This window comes from Flavonifractor sp. An52 (assembly GCF_002159385.1).
GTDB lineage: Bacteria > Bacillota > Clostridia > Oscillospirales > Oscillospiraceae > Flavonifractor > Flavonifractor avicola.
This window is the reverse complement of sequence record NZ_NFIB01000006.1, coordinates 34584-54201: the sequence shown is the minus strand read 5'-3', so window position 1 is coordinate 54201 and position 19618 is coordinate 34584. Positions and strand designations below refer to the sequence as shown.

The 19618-nt window shown below is 59.4% G+C and carries 20 protein-coding genes and 1 other annotated feature; of the genes, 9 read left to right on the top strand and 11 right to left on the bottom strand.

What is annotated here, in order from left to right; all coding sequences use genetic code 11:
- Positions 1-15: 15 nt before the first annotated feature.
- From B5G06_RS03535 to B5G06_RS03525, 3 genes are all read left to right on the top strand, one after another.
- Positions 16-543, top strand: a complete 528-nt coding sequence (locus B5G06_RS03535) for a gamma carbonic anhydrase family protein (RefSeq protein WP_087187717.1) — start codon at positions 16-18, stop codon at positions 541-543.
- Complete coding sequence (locus B5G06_RS03530; RefSeq protein WP_087187716.1) at positions 540-1397, top strand: hypothetical protein; 858 nt, start codon at positions 540-542, stop codon at positions 1395-1397. The genes B5G06_RS03535 and B5G06_RS03530 overlap by 4 nt, the downstream gene beginning before the upstream one ends.
- A gap of 128 nt (positions 1398-1525) precedes the next feature.
- Positions 1526-1696: a DUF1540 domain-containing protein gene (locus B5G06_RS03525; RefSeq protein ID WP_087187715.1), complete on the top strand. Its 171-nt coding sequence runs from the start codon at positions 1526-1528 to the stop codon at positions 1694-1696.
- Between the two features lie 59 nt (positions 1697-1755).
- Here B5G06_RS03525 and B5G06_RS03520 read toward each other — a convergent pair whose 3' ends face one another.
- From B5G06_RS03520 to rsxC, 6 genes are read right to left on the bottom strand one after another with little or no spacing between them, the layout of a single operon-like run.
- Entirely contained in the window at positions 1756-2655 is a 900-nt protein-coding gene (locus tag B5G06_RS03520) for an RnfABCDGE type electron transport complex subunit B (RefSeq protein ID WP_087187766.1), read from the bottom strand.
- 22 nt (positions 2656-2677) lie between these two features.
- Complete coding sequence (rsxA, locus tag B5G06_RS03515) at positions 2678-3268, bottom strand: electron transport complex subunit RsxA (RefSeq protein WP_087187714.1); 591 nt, start codon at positions 3266-3268, stop codon at positions 2678-2680.
- Complete coding sequence (rsxE, locus tag B5G06_RS03510; RefSeq protein ID WP_087187713.1) at positions 3268-3951, bottom strand: electron transport complex subunit RsxE; 684 nt, start codon at positions 3949-3951, stop codon at positions 3268-3270. Before rsxE ends, rsxA begins: the two co-directional genes overlap by 1 nt.
- A gap of 14 nt (positions 3952-3965) precedes the next feature.
- Positions 3966-4523, bottom strand: a complete 558-nt coding sequence (locus B5G06_RS03505; RefSeq protein ID WP_087187712.1) for an RnfABCDGE type electron transport complex subunit G — start codon at positions 4521-4523, stop codon at positions 3966-3968.
- 3 nt (positions 4524-4526) lie between these two features.
- Positions 4527-5591 carry an RnfABCDGE type electron transport complex subunit D gene (locus B5G06_RS03500; protein WP_087187711.1) on the bottom strand — a complete coding sequence of 355 codons (1065 nt, stop codon included), beginning with the start codon at positions 5589-5591 and terminating at the stop codon, positions 4527-4529.
- A complete protein-coding gene (rsxC, locus tag B5G06_RS03495; protein WP_087187710.1) occupies positions 5588-6934 on the bottom strand; it encodes an electron transport complex subunit RsxC in 1347 nt (448 codons plus the stop codon). The genes B5G06_RS03500 and rsxC overlap by 4 nt, the downstream gene beginning before the upstream one ends.
- A 365-nt stretch (positions 6935-7299) precedes the next feature.
- Positions 7300-7518: a binding site (T-box leader), on the top strand.
- 56 nt (positions 7519-7574) lie between these two features.
- Between rsxC and ilvB the strand changes: the two genes are divergently transcribed.
- The 3 genes from ilvB to ilvC all read left to right on the top strand — a co-directional run bounded on the left by ilvB (position 7575) and on the right by ilvC (position 10998).
- On the top strand, positions 7575-9284 hold the full coding sequence (gene ilvB, locus B5G06_RS03490; RefSeq protein WP_087187709.1) for a biosynthetic-type acetolactate synthase large subunit: 1710 nt from the start codon (positions 7575-7577) through the stop codon (positions 9282-9284).
- 14 nt (positions 9285-9298) lie between these two features.
- The gene (gene ilvN / locus B5G06_RS03485; protein WP_087187708.1) at positions 9299-9856 is read left to right on the top strand and encodes an acetolactate synthase small subunit; all 558 of its coding nucleotides are present in this window, start codon (positions 9299-9301) and stop codon (positions 9854-9856) included.
- 122 nt (positions 9857-9978) lie between these two features.
- Positions 9979-10998, top strand: coding sequence for a ketol-acid reductoisomerase (gene ilvC, locus B5G06_RS03480; protein ID WP_087187707.1), 1020 nt, complete (start codon positions 9979-9981; stop codon positions 10996-10998).
- A 51-nt stretch (positions 10999-11049) separates the two neighbouring features.
- On the opposite strand, the gene B5G06_RS03475 is transcribed toward ilvC, so the two are convergent.
- Positions 11050-12069 (bottom strand): acyltransferase family protein, encoded by a 1020-nt coding sequence (locus tag B5G06_RS03475; protein WP_143382704.1) that lies wholly within the window; start codon positions 12067-12069, stop codon positions 11050-11052.
- Between the two features lie 188 nt (positions 12070-12257).
- Between B5G06_RS03475 and B5G06_RS03470 the strand changes: the two genes are divergently transcribed.
- Entirely contained in the window at positions 12258-13157 is a 900-nt protein-coding gene (locus B5G06_RS03470) for a hypothetical protein (protein ID WP_143382703.1), read from the top strand.
- Between the two features lie 39 nt (positions 13158-13196).
- Here the strand turns inward: B5G06_RS03470 and B5G06_RS03465 are convergent, their stop codons facing one another.
- Positions 13197-13868, bottom strand: a complete 672-nt coding sequence (locus B5G06_RS03465) for a FadR/GntR family transcriptional regulator (protein WP_087187704.1) — start codon at positions 13866-13868, stop codon at positions 13197-13199.
- A gap of 117 nt (positions 13869-13985) precedes the next feature.
- On the opposite strand from B5G06_RS03465, the gene ilvD reads away from it, so the two are divergent.
- Complete coding sequence (gene ilvD / locus B5G06_RS03460) at positions 13986-15647, top strand: dihydroxy-acid dehydratase (RefSeq protein WP_087187703.1); 1662 nt, start codon at positions 13986-13988, stop codon at positions 15645-15647.
- Between the two features lie 73 nt (positions 15648-15720).
- Here the strand turns inward: ilvD and sdaAA are convergent, their stop codons facing one another.
- From sdaAA to B5G06_RS03445, 3 genes are read right to left on the bottom strand one after another with little or no spacing between them, the layout of a single operon-like run.
- Positions 15721-16590, bottom strand: a complete 870-nt coding sequence (gene sdaAA, locus B5G06_RS03455; protein WP_087187702.1) for an L-serine ammonia-lyase, iron-sulfur-dependent, subunit alpha — start codon at positions 16588-16590, stop codon at positions 15721-15723.
- A gap of 12 nt (positions 16591-16602) precedes the next feature.
- The gene (gene sdaAB, locus B5G06_RS03450; RefSeq protein ID WP_087187701.1) at positions 16603-17271 is read right to left on the bottom strand and encodes an L-serine ammonia-lyase, iron-sulfur-dependent subunit beta; all 669 of its coding nucleotides are present in this window, start codon (positions 17269-17271) and stop codon (positions 16603-16605) included.
- Between the two features lie 4 nt (positions 17272-17275).
- Complete coding sequence (locus tag B5G06_RS03445; protein WP_087187700.1) at positions 17276-18502, bottom strand: dicarboxylate/amino acid:cation symporter; 1227 nt, start codon at positions 18500-18502, stop codon at positions 17276-17278.
- Positions 18503-18664: 162 nt separating this feature from the next.
- On the opposite strand from B5G06_RS03445, the gene B5G06_RS03440 reads away from it, so the two are divergent.
- A complete protein-coding gene (locus B5G06_RS03440; protein WP_087187699.1) occupies positions 18665-19582 on the top strand; it encodes a LysR family transcriptional regulator in 918 nt (305 codons plus the stop codon).
- Positions 19583-19618 lie beyond the last annotated feature (36 nt).

The following is a 19618-nucleotide window of genomic DNA, read 5'->3' as shown; positions in this document are numbered from 1 at the left end:
GAGGCCCCACTTTCTATGATCCATTCTCTGGATAACCATGTTCCTCAGCTCCACCCGGAGGCCAGAATCGCCGCCAATGCCACCCTTGTGGGCAAGGTATCTGTCGGCCCCGCTGCCAGCATCTGGTACGGCGCAGTTCTGCGGGGCGATGAGTGCTCCATCTGCCTGGGCGCAGGCTCCAACGTGCAGGACCAGGCGGTGGTCCACGGCGACCCGGACTTTCCCACTGTTATCGGCCGGGATGTAACTGTAGGCCACGGCGCCATCCTCCATGGATGCACAATAGAAGACGGATGCCTCATCGGTATGGGCGCCATCCTGCTCAACGGCTGCGTCATCGGTGCAGGCAGTCTGGTGGCGGCCGGGGCGCTGGTCACCCAGAACACGGTAATCCCGCCAGGCAGCCTGGTGATGGGTTCCCCTGCCAAAGCGGTCCGGCCCCTGCGCCCGGATGAGCAGGAATCCCTGCCCCACTCCGCCCAGCTCTATCGGGAGCTGTCTGCGGCCCAACTTCCCGCTGTCGGTCAGGAGGTAACAACATGAAAAAAGAGCATCACCCCAAGGGACAGCGCCGACAGGCGCTGAAAGAAGAGGTAAAGGCCAAACCCGGTGTGACCGCAGTCTATATCATTCTCCGGGCCCTGGTTATTGTGGCCATCGTGGCCCAGTCCTTCAAGGGTAATTTTGAGAACGTGTTTCTGTGTGTTCTCACCCTGTTTCTCTTTACGCTGCCTTCCTTCCTGGAGCGCACCATTCGTGTGGAGATTCCGGACACGCTGGAAATTATCATCTTACTTTTCATCTTTGCTGCAGAAATCCTTGGTGAGATCCAAGCCTACTACATCCAGTATCCCTACTGGGACACCATGCTTCATACCCTCAACGGTTTCCTGTGCGCTGCCATCGGCTTCTCTCTGCTGGACATCCTCAACCGGAATGAAAAACTAAAATTCAGCCTCTCTCCGGTCTATCTGGCTGTGGTAGCCTTTTGCTTCTCTATGACCATCGGCGTGCTTTGGGAGTTCTTTGAGTTCTCGATGGACCAGCTCTTCCTGCTGGATATGCAGAAGGATACCGTGGTCAATTCCATTGGCTCGGTGATGCTGGACCCCACCGGAGGCAATCATCCTGTCTCCATCAAACACATTACAGATGTGATTGTGGTCACTGCCGACGGCGCCCAGCAATCTCTGGGGCTGGGCGGCTATCTGGACATCGGCATTATCGACACCATGAAGGATCTGTTCGTGAATTTTATTGGCGCTGTGGTCTTTTCCACCATCGGCTTCTTTTATGTGAAAAACCGCGGCAAGGGTAAATTTGCTCCCCAGTTTATCCCCACTGTGGTGGACGATGTGGAAACAACGGCAGATCAGGACCATCCCACACAGAATTAAGCTGCTTTGCTCCTCTGTTTTTCCACCTACTCTCCCCTTTTGGCAGATTTTTTCACTACATACCTGCATAGAGTTCCTCCATTCCGCCCATACTAGGAGCGTACCACGGTAACAAGGAGGAATTAGCCATGAACCAGACCCCTAACAACAGCATCAAGTGCTCCGTCACCAACTGTGCCCACCACTGCGGCGGCCAGAACTACTGCACCCTGAACGAGATCAAGGTGGGCTGCTGCGAGCCCAACGCCACCAAGTGCGCCTCCACCGAGTGCGCCTCCTTCCAGCTGGGCCAGCACTAAGCACCTGAGCAACAAAAAACAGGACCTGCGAAAGCAGGTCCTGTTTTTTGTATTTGGAATTACTCCTTGGGCTCGGCAGGGGCCTCGGCCTTGGGAGCCTCCGCCTTGGGGGCGGCAGCAGCAGGGGCAGCCTTGGGCGCCGCAGGCTTGACCTCGGGCACCTTGCCATCCACAATGATCAGCTTGCGGGGGCACTTCTGAGCGCAGATGCCGCAGCCAATGCACTTCTCGTAGTCGATGACGGCCAGGTTGTTGACCATGGTGATGGCCTCCCTGGGGCAGTTCTTCATGCACAGAGAACAGCCGATACAGCCGTTGTCGCATACCTTCCGGGCGTCCGCGCCCTTGTCATGGGAGGAGCAGGGAATGGTGACGTGACGCTTGGTCTTGTAAGGCTCCAGAGCAATGATGTGGCGGGGGCAAACGTCCACGCACTTGTTACAGGCCTTACACTTCTCCTCGTCCACCTTGGCCACGCCGTCAACAACGTGGATCGCGTCAAAGGGGCAGACCTTCTCACAGGAGCCCAAACCCAGACAGCCATAAGAGCAGCCCAGATCACCGCCGCCAGGCAGCTTGGAAGCGGCCACGCAGTCGTGGAGGCCCACATAGTTGTACTGCTTGTAGTTCTGACCGCAGCCGGTGCAGTGAACCTGAGCGATCATCTTGACAGCAGCGCCGGCAGATACGCCCATAATCTCACCGATCTGAGCGGCGACAGCCTCGCCGCCGGCGGCGCAGGCATTGACAGGGGCTTTGCCCTTGGCCACAGCGACAGCATAACCGGAGCAGCCGGGGAAGCCGCAGCCGCCGCAGTTGGCGCCGGGCAGACAGGCCAGCACAGCCTCCTCCTTGGGGTCCACCTCAACAGCGAACACCTTGGCGGCGATGGCCAGCACCAGGCCGAAGATGGCGCCCAGCACAGCCAGGACCACAACGGCAAAGATAACAGTATTCATATCCATGATTCATCCGCCTCCCTTAACCAAAGACCTTCAGACCGGAGAAGCCCATGAAGGCCAGGGCCACCAAGCCGGCGGCCATCAGGGCAATGGGGAAGCCCTCAAAGGCCTTGGGACACTTGGAGAACTCCATCCGCTCACGGATGGAGGCGAAGATCACGATGACCAGCAGGAAGCCGATACCGCCAGTGACGCCGTATACCACGCTGGTAATAAAATCGTAGCTGTTCTGGGTGTTCTGCAGCACCACGCCCAGCACGGCGCAGTTGGTGGTAATCAGGGGCAGGTACACGCCCAGGGCTTCATAGAGGGAGGGCATGGACTTCTTCAGGAACATCTCAATGAACTGCACCAGGGCGGCGATGACCAGGATGTAGGTCACAGTCTGCATGAAGGTCAGCCCCAGAGGCACCAGAATCAGCTCATTGATGGGCCAGCAGATAGCGGAAGCCAGACCCATGACGAAGGTGACCGCCAGGCCCATGCCGGAGGCCGTCTCCACCTTCTTGGACACGCCCATAAAGGGGCAGATGCCCAGGAACTGAGCCACGATAAAGTTATTGACCAGGATGGCGCCAAGGGCCACGGTAAATAGGTTTGCCCAATCCATTACTTGGCCACCTCCTCAGCCTTTTTCTCGCCCTTCTTGGGCTTGTTCAGGATGTACTGCATGGCAGCGATAAGCACGGCCAGCGTGATAAAGCCGCCCACGGGGAGAATCATGCCCAGAGCGGGGATGCCCTCGGGCAGGATGCGAATGCCGGCGGCGGTACCCAGGCCGAAGACCAGGTTGCCGTCCTTGCCGATCTCCAGCAGGCCGCCCATGATCGTGCCATTGCCCAGGAACTCACGGATAACACACATGATTACCAGGATCATGGTATAGCCCAGGCCCTGGAAGATACCGTCCATGGCGGAAGCACCGATGCCGTTCTTGTAGGCGAAGGACTCGGCCCGACCCAGAATGATACAGTTTACCACGATCAGGGGGATAAACAGACCCAGGCTGGCCGACAAGGCAGGTACGAATGCCTGGAGCATCAGGTCCACGATGGTCACGAAACCGGCAATGACCACGATGAAGCAGGCAATACGGATATTGTTTGGAATAATCTTACGCAGAGCAGCGATAATGATATTAGCCAGGGTCAGGATCACCAGCACAGACACACCCATGCCTAGTCCGTTGAACAGGGTGGTGGTGATGGCCATGGTGGAACACATACCCAGCAGCTGGACGGTAACGGGGTTCTGATAGAACAGACCGTCCATCAGTTGTTTTCTTGCATTCATGGTTCGTTCCCTCCTTAACCCATGCTGGCCGCGGCGGCAATAGCGGAGGAAACCGCCTCGCATACGCCTCGGGAGGTGATGGTGGCGCCGGTGAGCGCGTCGATGGTGCCACCATCCTTGGTCACATTGACCTCACCAGTGGCACCAACGAACTGGGCACGGAAATCCTCCTTGCTGGCGTTGGAACCCAGGCCGGAGGTCTCGCCGGTCTTAACGATGGACACACCGGAGCAGGCTCCGGTGGCGTCCACGCCCACCATGATGGTCAGGTTGCCGCTGAAGGAAGTGGCGGGCTTGACCTGCACCACATAGCCGGCGTCGCCGGCGCTGTAGACGTCTTCCACGGTGGCATCGCCGCCGGTGTACTGATCGGTAACCTTCTCATAGCTGTCGGCAGGCAGCACGGCAGCCATGGCCTCCTGGGTGGTCTTTTCGTTATTGGCCGCAATGTAGGGCTTGGTGACCTCGTTGGTCAGGCCCAGCAGCAGAGCGGTAACGGCGCAGATGGCAAAGAGCACAATGACAAGGGTCGCCATGCCGGGCTCTTTCTTCTTGGTTACAGTTTCGCTCATGGTTTAGCCCTCCTTCCCGGCTTTTTGGGCGGCCTTGGCGGCAGCCTTCATTTCCTTGGTGACGCCGTAGCGGTTGGGCTTACCCACCTTATCGATGAGCCACACGCAGCAGTTCATGATCAGGATGGAGTAGGACACACCCTCGGGATAGCCGCCGAAGTAGCGGATAAACACGGTGAGCAGGCCGCAGCCAATGCCGAAGATGACCTCGCCCTTCTTGGTGACGGGGCTGGTCACGTAGTCGGTAGCCATGAAGAAGGCGCCCAGCATCAGGCCGCCGGTGCACAGTTGATAGAGCATCCAGGTCAGCCGGTCATTGCCGCCCATGGGGAAGGCAAAGGTGAGTACGGCCACGGTGGCGATGTAGGCCACAGGGATACGAGCGCGGATGACGCCCCGCCAGATCAGGTACAGGCCGCCCAGCAGCAGCATGAGCGCGGAGATCTCACCAATACAGCCCATCTTGTTGCCCACAAAGGCATCCAGCAGGGAAACATCGGTGGGCAGCAGGCCCTTGTGCATGAAATCGGCGGACAGGGGGGTGGCGCCGGAAACGATGTCGGCGCCGGCCATGGTGGTAGTGCCACCCAGTAGGTCAGGCCAGTACTGCGTACCGATGCCCTGGGGTGCCCAGGTGGTCATGGCCACAGGGTAGCACAGCATCAGGAAGGCACGGCCGCCCAGGGCGGGGTTCATGAAGTTCTGGCCCAGGCCGCCGAAGAGCTGCTTGACCACCACGATGGCGAAGAAATCGCCGATGATCAGCATCCAGTAAGGCAGAGTGGGGGCGCACACGAAGGCCAGCAGCACGCCGGTAACGGCAGCGGACAGGTCCTTGTTGGCGCAGGACTTCTTCATCAGCTTGCGATAGCCCCACTCAAAGAACTCGCAGGCCACCACAGAGATCAGAGTGGCAACGAGAGCACGGGGGCCGAAGAACACCACGCCCATGACCAGGGCGGGCACCAGCGCGATGAGCACATCGCGCATCAGGTTCTGGGTATCGATGGGGGAGGCCACGTGGGGGGACGAGGCCACCGTCAGATTCAGCTTCTTTTCCTCATTCATGCTTTGGCCGCCTCCTTTGCCGCTTTTTCCTTGGCCGCCAGGTTCCGCAGTTCACCCTTGGTCACGCGGAAGGACTGGACCAGATGGATGCGGGCGGGGCAGATGTAGTTGCAGGAACCGCACTCGATGCAGTCCATAACGTTGAGGGCCTCCGCCTCTTTCCACATACCCTTGCCGGCATACAGGTGCATATACACGGGAGTCAGATGCATGGGGCAGACGTTGACGCAGCGGCCGCAGCGCAGGCAGACCTCTTCCTCCACCACGGGGGCAGCCTCGTGCTTGGTGAGGCAAAGCACGGCGTTGGTGCCCTTGATGCAGGTCACGTTCAGGTCGTACTGAGCGATACCCATCATGGGGCCGCCGGTGAGGATGCGCTCAGGCTCCTCCTTGAAGCCCTTGGCCTCGTTGATGAGCTCCTGGAAGGACACGCCCAGGGGTACCATCAGGTTCTTGGGCTCCTGGATGGCGTCGCCGGTGACGGTGATCACACGGTGGGTAACGGGTTTGCCCTCCACCACGGCGTCGTACACGGCGGCAGCAGTGCCCACGTTGAACACGGCGCAGCCCACATGGGCGGGCAGGCCTCCGGGAGGCACCTCACGGCCGGTGATACGCTGGATCAGCTGCTTCTCAGCGCCCTGGGGGTACCGGGTCCGCAGAGACTCCACAGTGATGTCACCCTTGCCGCCCACCAGTGCACGCAGGTGCTCGATGGCATCCTCCTTGTTGGCCTCCACACCGATCACGCCGCTCTTGAGGCCGAAGGCCTGCATGAGGATGCGCAGACCGCCCACAACCTTCTCGCCATACTCCAGCATGAGGCGATGGTCGGCGGTGATGTAGGGCTCACACTCGGCGCCGTTGAGGATCACGGTGTCCACCTTGCCGATGCCCGAGCTGATCTTCACATGGGTGGGGAAGCCTGCGCCGCCCATACCGGTAAGGCCAGCCTCCTTCACGATGTTGACGATCTCATCGGTGCTCAGCTTGGTGTAATCGGGATGGGGAACGAGCTCGGAGCCCCAGGTATCCTGGAAGTCGTTCTCGATCACCACCGACATACACTTGCCGCCGCCCACATAGGGACGGGGCTCCACCGCCTTGACCTCACCGGAGACCGAAGCGTGGATGGGGGCACCCAGACCGGCGATCTCGCCGATCTTCTGACCCACCTTGACGTGATCGCCCACAGCAACGATGGGCTTACAGGGAGCACCGATATGCATGGACATAGCGATGACCACCTGCTTGGGAGCAGCGCTCAGAGGCGCTATCTCCTTGTGGCGTGCCAGCTCCTTCCGGTCATGGGGATGCACGCCGCCGTAAAAGCTTTGCTTCATAGGTCCACCTCGCAAATCTGACCCACACACGGGCCATTTTTCTGAGTTGTTTGACCGGTATCTCAAACAGAATTATCATATCGCAAAGCACACAAATTGTCCAGTTAAAACCGTCAAATTTCTCACTGTTTTTTCATTTAAACTCACCAGTTTTATCAAAAAGCTGAATTCTTCCTTTCTTTTCCTCCTTTTTGAAAAAACTATACCAGCTGGTTTTCCAATTGGCGGAACCGTGGATTCTGTCCCCCTGCCACGGTACTTTACTTGTTTAAAATGCAGAAGTTTCAAATGGCAGATTGACAAAGCCCACCGGGAAAGCTATGATTATACCTACAACTTGCAGTTCATCCTCTGGGATGGACGCTTCAAATGCGATGACCGGGACAGTACGGGCGGCGCATAAGCGCAGAGAGGGAGCGGTTGGTGTAAGCTCCCGTGAGGCCGCATCGGAAGGTCACCCGGGAGCGGCTCCGCCGAAGGCAGTAGGCGGGGACGGTTACCCTCCGTTACCGGGGCATGAGTGCGCGGGTATGCCCGCGAAGTTAGGTGGTACCACGGAGTGTCATGGCGGCTTCGTCCTATGGGACGAAGCCGCCATGTTGTTTTTCTCCCATACCAGCCAAAGGAGGTCTTTTCCACCATGAGAATGAAAACAGCCCAGATCCTGATGGAATGTCTGCTGGAGCAGGGGGTGGATACCGTATTCGGTTACCCCGGCGGCACCATTCTAAATGTATACGACGAGTTCGAGCTGCACGGCTATAAGGATAAGATCCGTCACATCCTCACCGCCCACGAACAGGGCGCTTCCCACGCCGCTGACGGCTACGCCCGGGCTACCGGCAAGGTGGGTGTGTGTTTCGCCACCTCCGGCCCCGGCGCCACCAACCTGACCACCGGCATTGCCACCGCCTACTACGACTCCTCCCCCGTGGTCTTCATTACCTGCAACGTCAGCGAGAACCTGATCGGCAAGGACTCCTTCCAGGAGGTGGATATCACCGGTATCTCCATGCCCATCACCAAGTGCAACTACCTGGTAAAGGACCCCAACCAGCTGGCCGACGTGATCCGGGAGGCCTTTGCCATTGCCCGTACCGGCCGTCCCGGTCCGGTTCTGGTGGACATCGCCAAGAACGTCACCGCCGCTGAGGCGGAGTATGAGCCCCTGCCCCTGTCTGAGCACCCCAACCACGGCCGTCTGGCCGCCATGCTCCGCCGGGCCAGCCACGAGCTCAAGGCTCCCGAGCCCGACGCCGGCGACATCCAGACCCTGCTGGACATGATCGAGGAGGCCCGCCGTCCCCTGGTGCTGGTGGGTGGCGGCGTGATCCGCTCCAAGGGCGCTGTGCCTCAGTTCCGGAAGTTCATTGAGACCCTCAATGCCCCGGTGGCCTCCACCATTATGGGCGGCGGCGCCTGCCCCGGCGACCATCCCCTGTTCACCGGCATGATCGGAATGCACGGCTCCCACGCCTCCAACCACGCCAGCGACCAGTGCGACCTGCTCATCGCCATCGGCTGCCGGTTCTCCGACCGGGTGGCCACCGACCCCGCCACCTTCGCCCCCAACGCCAAAATCGTCCACATCGATATTGACCGCGCCGAGATCGATAAGAACGTGGTCACCGACCACCACATCATCGGCGACGCCCGTCGGGTGCTGGAGCTGCTCAACACCAAGCTGCCCGCCCACGACTATCCCGAGTGGAAGGAGTGGGTGTTCTCCCACAAGGAGATCCCCCTGAAGAAGGACGACATTCTCCACCCCCATGAGATTCTGGAGACCATTCAGGCGGTCACCGACGGGGACGCCATCATCACCACCGACGTGGGCCAGCACCAGATGTGGTGCGCCCAGTACTACCACTTCTCCCGCCCTGGCCAGCTGATCACCTCCGGCGGCTTCGGCACCATGGGCTTCGGCCTGGGCGCCGCCATGGGCGCCGCCGTGGGCAACCCGGGCAAGGTGGTGGTCCAGTGTACCGGCGACGGCTGCTTCCGCATGAACTGCCATGAGCTGTGTACCGCCGAGCACTATAACATCCCGGTGATCACCGTGATCTTCAACAACCGGACCCTGGGTATGGTACGCCAGTGGCAGAACCTGATTTATCACAAACGTTTCTCCCAGACCGATCTGGACCGGGGCCCCGACTTTGTGAAGCTGGCGGAGGCCTACGGCATCCAGGGTGAGCGTGCAGCCACCCAGCCGGAATTTGAGGCCGCTTTCCGTCGTGCCGTGGCCTCCGGCCGTCCCTATGTGATCGAGTGCGCCATCGACAAGGACGCCATGGTCCATCCCATGATCTCCGCCGGTACGCCGGTCACTGACTTCATTCTGGACTAAGGAGGGTGTGGAATATGAATGAAATGAATGCCACCCGCCGCACCCTTTCGGTGCTGGTTGAAAACGCCGCCGGCGTCCTGTCCCAGGTCTCCCGGCTGTTCTCCCGAAAGGGCTATAACATCGAGTCTCTGGCTGTGGGCACCACTGATGATCCCACGGTGTCCCGTATTACCATCGAGGTGTGGGCCGACGCCCCCATGATCGAGCAGATCATGAACCAGCTGCGTAAGCAGTATCCCGTCTACTCCGTGCAGGAGCTGAAGCCGGAGCGTTCCATCCGCCGGGAACTGGTGATGTTCAAGGTCAAGGCAGAGACCCACGACATCCGCAATGAGGTCATCCAGATCGCCAACATCTTTCGGGCCTCCATCATCGACGTGTCCCTGAAGTCCCTGACCCTGGCCCTCATCGGCGACGAGACCAAGGCGGAGGCCATGCAAAAGCTTCTGGAGGCCTTCGGCATCCTGGAGCTGGTCCGCACCGGCATGGTCGCGCTCGAGAGAGGCGCCTACACCATTGAGGATGAGACCAAGGAACAGACTGAGTTTAATCTGGGCAAAAATTTCCTGTGATCTTTTGGTCCACTCCAAAAAACGTTCTGAGATTGTATCACACTTATCATTCTTTTCTGCCCCGCTGTGTTATCATCGTGGACAAGAAAAAAACCTTCATTTGACAAAGGAGTGCAAAGACTATGGCTAAGATGTATTACGAGAAGGACTGTGATCTGACCTACCTGAACGGCAAGAAGATCGCCATCATCGGCTACGGCTCTCAGGGCCACGCCCATGCCATGAACCTGAAGGATTCCGGCTGCGATGTGTGCGTTGGCCTGCGTGAGGGTTCCAAGAGCTGGGCCAAGGCCGAGCAGGCCGGCCTCCAGGTCAAGACCGTTGCCGAGGCCGCTCAGTGGGGCGACATCGTGATGATCCTCATCAACGACGAGGTTCAGGCTGAGGTTTACAAGAAGGATATCGCTCCCTACATGACCGAGGGCAAGGCCCTGGCTTTCGCCCACGGCTTCAACATCCGCTATCAGCAGATCGTGCCTCCCGCCGGCGTGGATGTGTTCATGGCTGCCCCCAAGGGCCCCGGCCACACCGTCCGCTCCACCTACGTCAACGGCAAGGGCGTGCCCTGCCTGGTGGCCGTGGAGCAGAACGCCACCGGCAACGCCTATAAGATCGCCCTGGCCTACATCGCCGGTATCGGCGGCGCCCGCGCCGGCGTCATGGAAACTACCTTCCACGACGAGACCGAGACCGACCTGTTCGGTGAGCAGGCTGTGCTGTGCGGCGGCGTGGTGGATCTGATGAAGTGCGGCTTCGAGACCCTGGTGGAGGCCGGTTACGAGCCCGAGAACGCCTACTTCGAGTGCATCCATGAGATGAAGCTCATCATCGACCTGATCAACAAGGGCGGCGTGGCTGCCATGAACTACTCCATCTCCGACACCGCTGAGTACGGCGAGTATGTGTCCGGTCCCCGTGTGCTGCCCTACGAGGAGACCAAGAAGAACATGAAGGCCGTGCTGGCCGACATCCAGGACGGCACCTTCGCCGGCAAGTGGATCGCCGAGAATAAGAACGGCCGTACCTTCTTCAACTCCAAGCGTGCCGCGCTCAAGAAGCACCAGATGGAGATCGTGGGCGAGGAGCTGCGCAAGAACATGATCTGGGGCGGCGACACCGACCTGGACACCGCTTCCAACTAATTGTATCCTAAAAAAGGTGGCCCTCCAGCTGGAGGGCCACCTTTTTTATACTCAGGATGCAAACCGGCTCATGAGCCGCTCCAGTACCCGGTGGAGCAGCACACCCAAAGCGATATTGAAGGTATAGGCAATGAGGTAGAAGCCGATGTGTCTGGGATCATGGTCCAGCCAGGGCGCCAGTAGGTCAAACTCCCGGGTGATTACCACATTGAGCAGATAGATCTCCAGGCTGCTCCCCCCAACCATACGCAGGAAGGCAGGGACCCACCGTCCGGGGTACCAGTGCAGCACTCTGCCCAGAAGCAGACAGACAGGCATCACACCCACCACAACCGCCAGGATCAGGGGGAAGATCACCGGCTGGACCAGCCAGCCGGCCACAACTGCCAGCGCCAGAACAGCTGAAGTCACCCACACTGCCAGGTGCCGGGCATTGAGCTTTTTACCCTCCATCACATAGGAGCCCACCAGAAAGCCCATGGCAAAATCGGGAATACGCAGCAGAAAATCCGGCAGATACAGCAGCCCGGCACCCCAGGTTACCCGATAGAGCAGGTAGCTGATCAAATAGATGAACAGGGTCAGCCACTCTTTATGGGCACAGCGGCGGAACAGCTTGAAATAGAACGGTGCCGCCAGATAGAACACCAGGATGGCGGAGATATACCAGTTGAACCCCTCCGGCACATTCAGCCAGTAGGATAAAGTGGACAGATTCCAGAAGATCACATCAGGAGTGATCCGCCCGGCCGCGGCCAGGGCCACACTGTAGATCCCAACCACCAGCCAGAAGGCGGGCAGCAGCCGCCGCAGCCGTCGGCCCAGATAGCGCCCGTAGGACTCCTTTCCTCTCCGGATCAGAGAGCAGCAGATTCCCATGCCGGAGAGCACCAGAAAGATGTCCACCCCTGCAAAACCCATGGAGCGAAAGGCCTTGAAGGGCAGGAAAGTGTCGTTCAGCTCATAGGCGTGGAAGAGCATGACATACAGCATGGCAATCCCCATCAGCTCGCCCCGGTAGTGGCTTAGTAGTCCATATCCGCCAACTTCCCTGCCGTTTTCATCGATCACCTGTCCACCCCCTTTTATCGTGGTTTCATTATAGGTGGCTCCTTCTCTTCCGTCAATCCCCACGCCTTTTACTATGCTCCCGGCAGATTGCAGACTGCCGTCCTCCCATGCTATAGTACAAATGTTATATCATCTGATGAGGAGGAAACTGCGATGAAATATCCCCGTTGCTGCCTGGTGCCTTGGCATTGGCACTCTCCGTCTCCCTATGCGCCTGCGGCGGAGCACCTGACAGTCCTTCCGCCGCACCGGCTCAGACGCTGGAAGAACTGACCGCTGGCCAGACCATCACATCAGAAACCGCTGAACTCACCCTGAAAGGGGTGGTCATTCTGGACGCAGTGGTGGATGAAAACATCAACCTGAACGCCAAGGATGACAGCGACTACCTGTGCGCCATCTATAACATCAAAAATACCGGTGCCACGGAGGACGATCTCATTCCGGAAACCGTACTCTCTAATAAGGTATTTTACCAGGAAAAATATGAATATACGGAATTTGATCAGGATATCGCAGGCAACGGCAACGCCTATGCCGGCCATACTCCCCTGCCGCCGCTGCGGGATTTCACCCTGTACTGCATCGTGGAGATCCCGCCGGAGGCCTCCGAGCATCCGGAGGAACTGGTGCTGACCACCACTCTGGCCGGAACCAGCTATCAGACCACCGAGGTTCAGAACGCAATAGCATTCCAGCAGGAAGCCCTGGAGGTGGTGGGCGAGTTCACCAGCGGCATCCATGACTTTTTCAACACCATCAACTTCACCATCAGCTTCAACACTGAGCCCTATCGGGAGGCCTATCGCACCGCCCAGGCTTCCTACGATCAGGTGAAGGATGCTCTGTCCCAGCTGACGCCCCCTCCCTACTATCAGGAGGGCTATGACGCCCTGATGGAAGTCGCTGCACAGTGGGAGGAATTCCTTACTCCGGTATGCGCTCTGCTAGACGCTTCCGACCAGGAATTTGCCCAGGCCATGTCTGATTCCGGCAACAATTTTGATTCAGAAGCCTTTGACCAGCGCATTGATCTGATCCAAACTTCCATGCCCTTCCTGATGGACACGGACCTTCGGAGTCTGTGACCCAACGCCTTGCGCGGCCCCCGTCTGGGGGCCGCTTTTTTATAGCCCCATCACGTCCATGGAGTGGCGCATATGGATGGCCATGGCGTAGCCCGCCCCCTCTCCGTCCCGCTTACGGAAAAATTCCATCAGCAGAGCGTGGTCCCGGCACGTGTCTTCAGCCAGCCGCTCCTGGTGCTCTCCCGCCGTGAGAGCGGCGGACACCGCCTGATCGATGAGGGGAAGCAGCCGCACCAGAAACTCATTGTGGGCGCCCCGGACGATGGCGGCGTGAAAGGCCCGGTCGGCCTGGGTTCGGTCCTCCCCCGCCCGGATGCACCGCTCTACTTCCTCTCCCCGGGCCAGGATATTTGCCAGCTCCTCCTCTGTGGCCCGTTGGCAGGCCAGGGCGGCAGCCCTGGGCTCAAAAATGGAGCGCAGCTCAAACAGGTCCCGCAACTGCCCCCGCACCCGCTCCAGGCTGGAGAAGCCGAAGTCATCCATCTCCTCCACCGCCGCCGACACAAAGGTGCCCTTGCCCCGGCGCACCTCCAGCACCCCCTGGGCAGTCAGGGTGCGGATGGCCTCCCGCAGGGTGGCCCGGCTCACCCCCAGCTCCCCGGCCAGCTCCACCTCATTGGGCAGCTTCTCCCCCGGCTTAAGTCCCTTCTCCACCACGATACGACTGTATAGCCCCTCTGCCGTCTGCTGGGCCAAACTTTTTTTCTCCATACCCTACTTCCCTTCTGGTCAGTCCTTGACAGTTCTGCCACTATCATATAGTATATAGTCAGACAATGCAAGCGTTATCATACAACGCAAGTGATACATAGAAGGAGGTCATTCCCCATGCGCAGCGACAATGTTACCAAGGGCGTGGAACGCGCCCCCAACCGCTCCCTTTTTTATGCTCTGGGCTACACCAAGGAGGAGCTGGAGCGTCCCCTCATCGGCGTGGTGTGCTCCTACAATGAGATCGTCCCCGGCCACATGAATCTGGACAAGATCGCCGAGGCCGTCAAGGCCGGCGTCCGGGCTGCCGGCGGCACCCCGGTGGAGTTCCCCGCCATCGCCGTATGCGACGGCATCGCCATGGGCCACATTGGCATGAAGTATTCCCTGGTCACCCGTGATCTGATCGCCGACTCCACCGAGGCCATGGCCATTGCCCATCAGTTCGACGGTCTGGTCATGATCCCCAACTGCGACAAAAACGTGCCCGGCCTGCTGATGGCCGCCGCCCGTGTGAACATCCCCACCATCTTCTGCTCCGGCGGTCCCATGCTGGCCGGTCGGCTCAATGACGGCCGCCGCTCCTGCCTGAGCCATATGTTTGAGGCGGTAGGCGCCTACAAGGCCGGCAAGCTGGACGAGTGCGGCGTGGAGGACTACGAAAACAACGCCTGCCCCACCTGCGGCTCCTGCTCCGGTATGTACACCGCCAACTCCATGAACTGTCTCACCGAGGCCATCGGTATGGGCCTGCGTGGCAACGGTACCATTCCCGCCGTGTGGTCCGCCCGTCTGCGGCTGGCCAAGCACACCGGTATGCAGATCATGGAGCTGGTAAAGAAGGACATCCGTCCCCGGGACATCATGACCTCTGCTGCCTTCCACAACGCTGAGACGGTGGATATGGCCCTGGGCTGCTCCACCAACACCATGCTCCACCTGCCCGCCATTGCCCACGAGTGCGGCATTGAGCTGGATCTGGACATGAGCAACGAGATCTCCTCCAAGACCCCCAACCTGTGCCACCTGGCTCCCGCCGGCGACACCTACATGGAGGATCTGGAGGGTGCCGGCGGCGTGTACGCCGTCATGAAGGAGCTCACCAAGAAGGGCCTGCTGGACACCAGCGTCATGACCTGCACCGGCAAGACCTTGGAGGAGAATCTGGAGGACGTCACCAACCGCAACCCGGAGCTCATCCGCCCCATCGAGAACCCCTACTCCCCCGACGGCGGCATTGCCGTGCTCAAGGGCAATCTGGCCCCTGAGGGCTGCGTGGTGAAGCGCTCCGCCGTGGCTCCTGAGATGATGGCCCACACCGGCCCCGCCCGTGTCTTTGACAGCGAGGAGGAGGCTATTTCCGCCATCTACGCCGGCAAGATTGTCCCCGGCGACGTGGTAGTCATCCGCTACGAGGGCCCCAAGGGCGGTCCCGGTATGCGCGAGATGCTCAACCCCACCTCCGCTATCGTGGGTATGGGTCTGGGCGAGAGCGTGGCTCTCATCACCGACGGCCGGTTCTCCGGCGCCACCCGAGGCGCCGCCATCGGCCACGTCTGCCCCGAAGCTGCCCAGGGCGGACCCATCGCCCTGGTAGAGGAGGGCGACATCATCTCCATCGATATCCCCTCCTGCAAGATCGAGCTGCAGGTGGACGAGGCTACCCTGGCCCAGCGGAAAGCCAAGTGGGTGTGCCCCGAGCCCAAGGTCAAAACGGGATATCTGGCCCGGTACGCCAAGCTGGTCACCTCCGCCTCCCGGGGCGCGGTGCTGGAGTAAGCCCCTATTTCCCTTTCAAGATGCAAAACATGGCCGCCCTGACGGGCGGCCATGTTTATTTTGTATTAAGTTGTCAGCCGCAGCACCCGCACCGCTCACAGGCGGAAGGAGTGGTGGCACAGCCGCCCTGTGCGGTCTCCCGCAGCTCGGCGGGCAGGTAGCGACCCACCCGGTACATGGCGGCAAGCATCTCATCAAAGGGGATCAGCTGCTGAATTCCGCTCAGCGCAATTTCGGCGGCCACCAGCGCATTTGCCACACCGGCAGCATTGCGGTTCTGGCAGGGGTACTCCACCAGACCGCCCACCGGATCGCACACCAGGCCCAGCATATTCATCAGCACGGTGGAGGCCGCGCTGATGCACTGCTCCGGCTCACCGCCCATCAGCTCCACGGCTGCGGATGCAGCCATGGCAGCGGCGATCCCCACCTCCGCCTGGCAGCCGCCCACCGCACCGGCCACGGTAGCATTTCGCATGGCCAGGTAACCGATGGCGCCGGCGTTGAACAGTCCATCTATGATCCGGGCGTCCGAGATATGATAGGTATCCTGAAGGGCCAGCAGCAGGCCGGGCACCACGCCGGAGGAACCGGCGGTAGGGGCGGCCACGATCAGGCCCATGGAGGCGTTGACCTCCAGCACCGCCATGGCGTAGGTAATGGCCTTCTGAAGTACAGGTCCGCAGATATCCTTCTTCTTGGCGGCGTGGGCGGCCAGATGCTTGGCCTCGCCACCGATGAGTCCGCCCATGGAGCGGACAGGGCTGGTCAGCGGAATAGTGGCTGACTCCCGCATGATCTCCAATGCCCGTTTCATGCGCCGGGTCACCGTATCCACCGTGGTCTCCCCCAGGATACACTCCCGGCGACGCATGATCTCAGAGATGGAACACCCCTCCTGCCGGCACAGCGCCAGCAGCTCATTGGCATTTTTAAAGTCCATGTTCCTACCTCCTTACGACTGGACGATCATAACGTCCTGGATATAGGGATTGGCCCGCAGCTCCTCATCGATGCCTTCGGGCAGAGTACCGTCCGACTCGATGATGCTGTAGGCGGTATCTCCCTTGCCCTCCCGGAACAGACGCATAAAGGCAATATTCACGTTGCGGTCACTGAGTACCTTGGTGATGTGGGCCACCACACCCGGCTTGTCCTGCTGAACCACCACCACCGAGGCATACTCGCCGCTGAAGTCCACGCGGACGCCATTGATGCGCACAATGTGCATCTTGCCGCCCCCCAGAGACTCGCCCCGGACCGTCATAACCTGTCCGGCAGCGTTCTCCATGCGGATATCCACGGTGTTGGGGTGGATGTCGGTCTCCACCTCATCTGGGGTGAAGGAGAAGGCCAGCCCCCGCTCGTTGGCGATGCGGAAGGAGTCCCGGATGCACAGATCATCGGTGGAGAAGCCCATGATACCGCCCAGCAGGGCCCGGTCGGTACCGTGACCGTGATAGGTCTTGGCAAAGGAACCGTAGAGGGTAAAGTCCACCTTCTTCAGCGGCGGAGCCAGCAGCTTGTGAGCCACGTTGGCAATAAGCACAGCACCGGCAGTGTGGGAGCTGGACGGACCAATCATGTTGGGTCCCAATACGTCGAATACGCTGATGAACGACATAGAATCACTCCTCCGAGGCGGCAGGCGCCTTCAGAATGAATTTCTGGTAGATGGCATTGACAATGGTACCGATGGCGTTGTCACCGGATACGTTACAGGCGGTGCCAAAGGAATCCTGAGTAATATAGAGGGCCACCATGATGGCACAGATGGGGCCGTTCACATCGCCGGCCTCGGTACCGAACACCATGTACAGGAAGGGCAGCGCGGTCATGATGGAGCCGCCGGGGGCGCCGGGGGAGGCCACCATGGCAATGCCCAGAGTCATGATGAAGGGCACCACAGTACCCAGGCTGATGGGCAGCTGGTACATCAGGCACACGGCGGTGGCACAGGCGGTGATGGTGATCATGGAACCGGCCATGTGGATGTTGGCGCACAGCGGCACCACAAAATTGCGGATCTCCTCCAGAATGCCGTCCTTCTTGGCGCACTCCAGGTTGACGGGGATGGTGGCGGCGGAGGACTGAGTGCCGATGGCGGTGGCGTAGCCGGGGATCTGGTTGCGAATCAGAGCGAAGGGATTCTTCTTGGATACTGCACCTGCCACAATAAACTGGATGCAGATATAGATCAGGTGCATGGCGATGACCACCAGGAATACCTTCCACAGGATGCCCAGAATGGCGAATGTCTTTCCGGAGGCAGTCATGTTGGTAAAGGTACCGCAGATGTAGAGGGGCAGCAGGGGGATGATGACCACATGGAGCACCTTATCAATAATGGCGGAGAAATCCTCTATGCCGTGATAGAGGCTGTCACCAATCTCCTTGCCCCGCATATTGGACAGACACAGCCCCAGCACGAAGGCCAGGGTCACAGCGGACAGGGTATCCAGCAGCGGAGGAATGGACAAAGAAAAATAGCTTTCCAGGGAAACATCCGCCGTCTGGGCAATCTGGTCCAGGGCGCCTTCACTCATGAAGGAGGGGAAAAGGTTGGAGGAAACCAGATAGGAGGCGGAACCCGCCACCAGCGTAGACACATAGGACAGGGCCACTGTAATGAGCAGAAGCTTACCGGCGCCGCTGCGCAGGTTGGCAATGCCCATGGTCACATAGGCCACAATCATCAGCGGGATGATGAAGGACAGGAATGTGCTGAAAATCGAGGAGCAGGTCACAATCACACGGTTGAACCACTCCGGCATATAGGAGCCAAACAAGATGCCAAGGATAATTGCAATGATGAGCTTCGGGATCAGGCCGATTTTAATCTTTTTCTTTGCCATATAAGTTCCTCCCTTAACTTTCTCTATTTTGTCCATTTCCCTATTGACTTTTGGCGGGCCTTAGTATAACATTGCACAACAATTAAATCAAATAAATCTAATTTATCATATAATTGATTTTTCTTAATATCAAACTCACCGGTATGGCAGGAGGCTTGCATTATGGAGCTGCGTCAGCTGACCACATTCATCCGGGTGGCCCAATTTCAAAGTTTCTCCAAGGCGGCGGCCAGTTTGGGATATTCCCAGTCCGCCGTCACGGTACAGATCCGCCTTCTGGAGGAGGAACTGCGGGTCCGGCTCTTTGACCGTATGGGAAAGCGGGTGTGTCTCACCGGACAGGGGAAGGTCTTTCTGGACAGCGCCATCAGCATCATTCAGGATGTATCTAAAGCCAAGCTGGCTCTGGCCGGTGAGGATGAAACCCTGCGGGGCCAGCTCCATATCGGGACACTGGAATCCCTCTGCTACGCCCGACTGCCCGGTATCATCCGGAATTTCCGGATACGGCATCCCCAGGTGAGCATCCAGATCACCACGGGTACGCCGGAGGAGATCATCACCAAAATGGAGCGGGGTGAGTTGGATATCATCTACATTCTGGATGAACCGCTCTACAACAACAGCTGGTGCAAAATGCTGGAGCTACAGGAGGAGGTAGTGGTGGTCGCCTCCGCTTCGCTGGGGGCGGCACTAAGCGGTCGCTCCCACAAGCTGGTGGACCTGCTGGACAAGCCCTTTTACCTGACGGAGCGGGACGCCAACTACCGTCGGCTGCTGGACCAGCGACTGGCCGCCTTTGGCCAGGCCATTACTCCTGCATTGGAGAGCAGCTACGCCTCCTTCCTGCTGCGAGTTCTGGAGGAGACGGAAGGGCTGTCCTTCCTGCCCCGTTTTCTGGTGGAAGAACCGGTGCGCCAAGGAAAGTTGGCCATTGTGGATGTCAGCGACCTCAAGGCGGTAATGTATGGCCAGATCTTCTATCACCGGGAAAAATGGGCCACCCGGGAGATGGAGGAGTTTGTCCGCTTCTGTACCCCGCCTGAAGAAGAACGTCCCTCCGTCCTGTTATCCCTGTAAAAAACAAAACAGCCGCCCCGTGAGCCTGCTTCCACA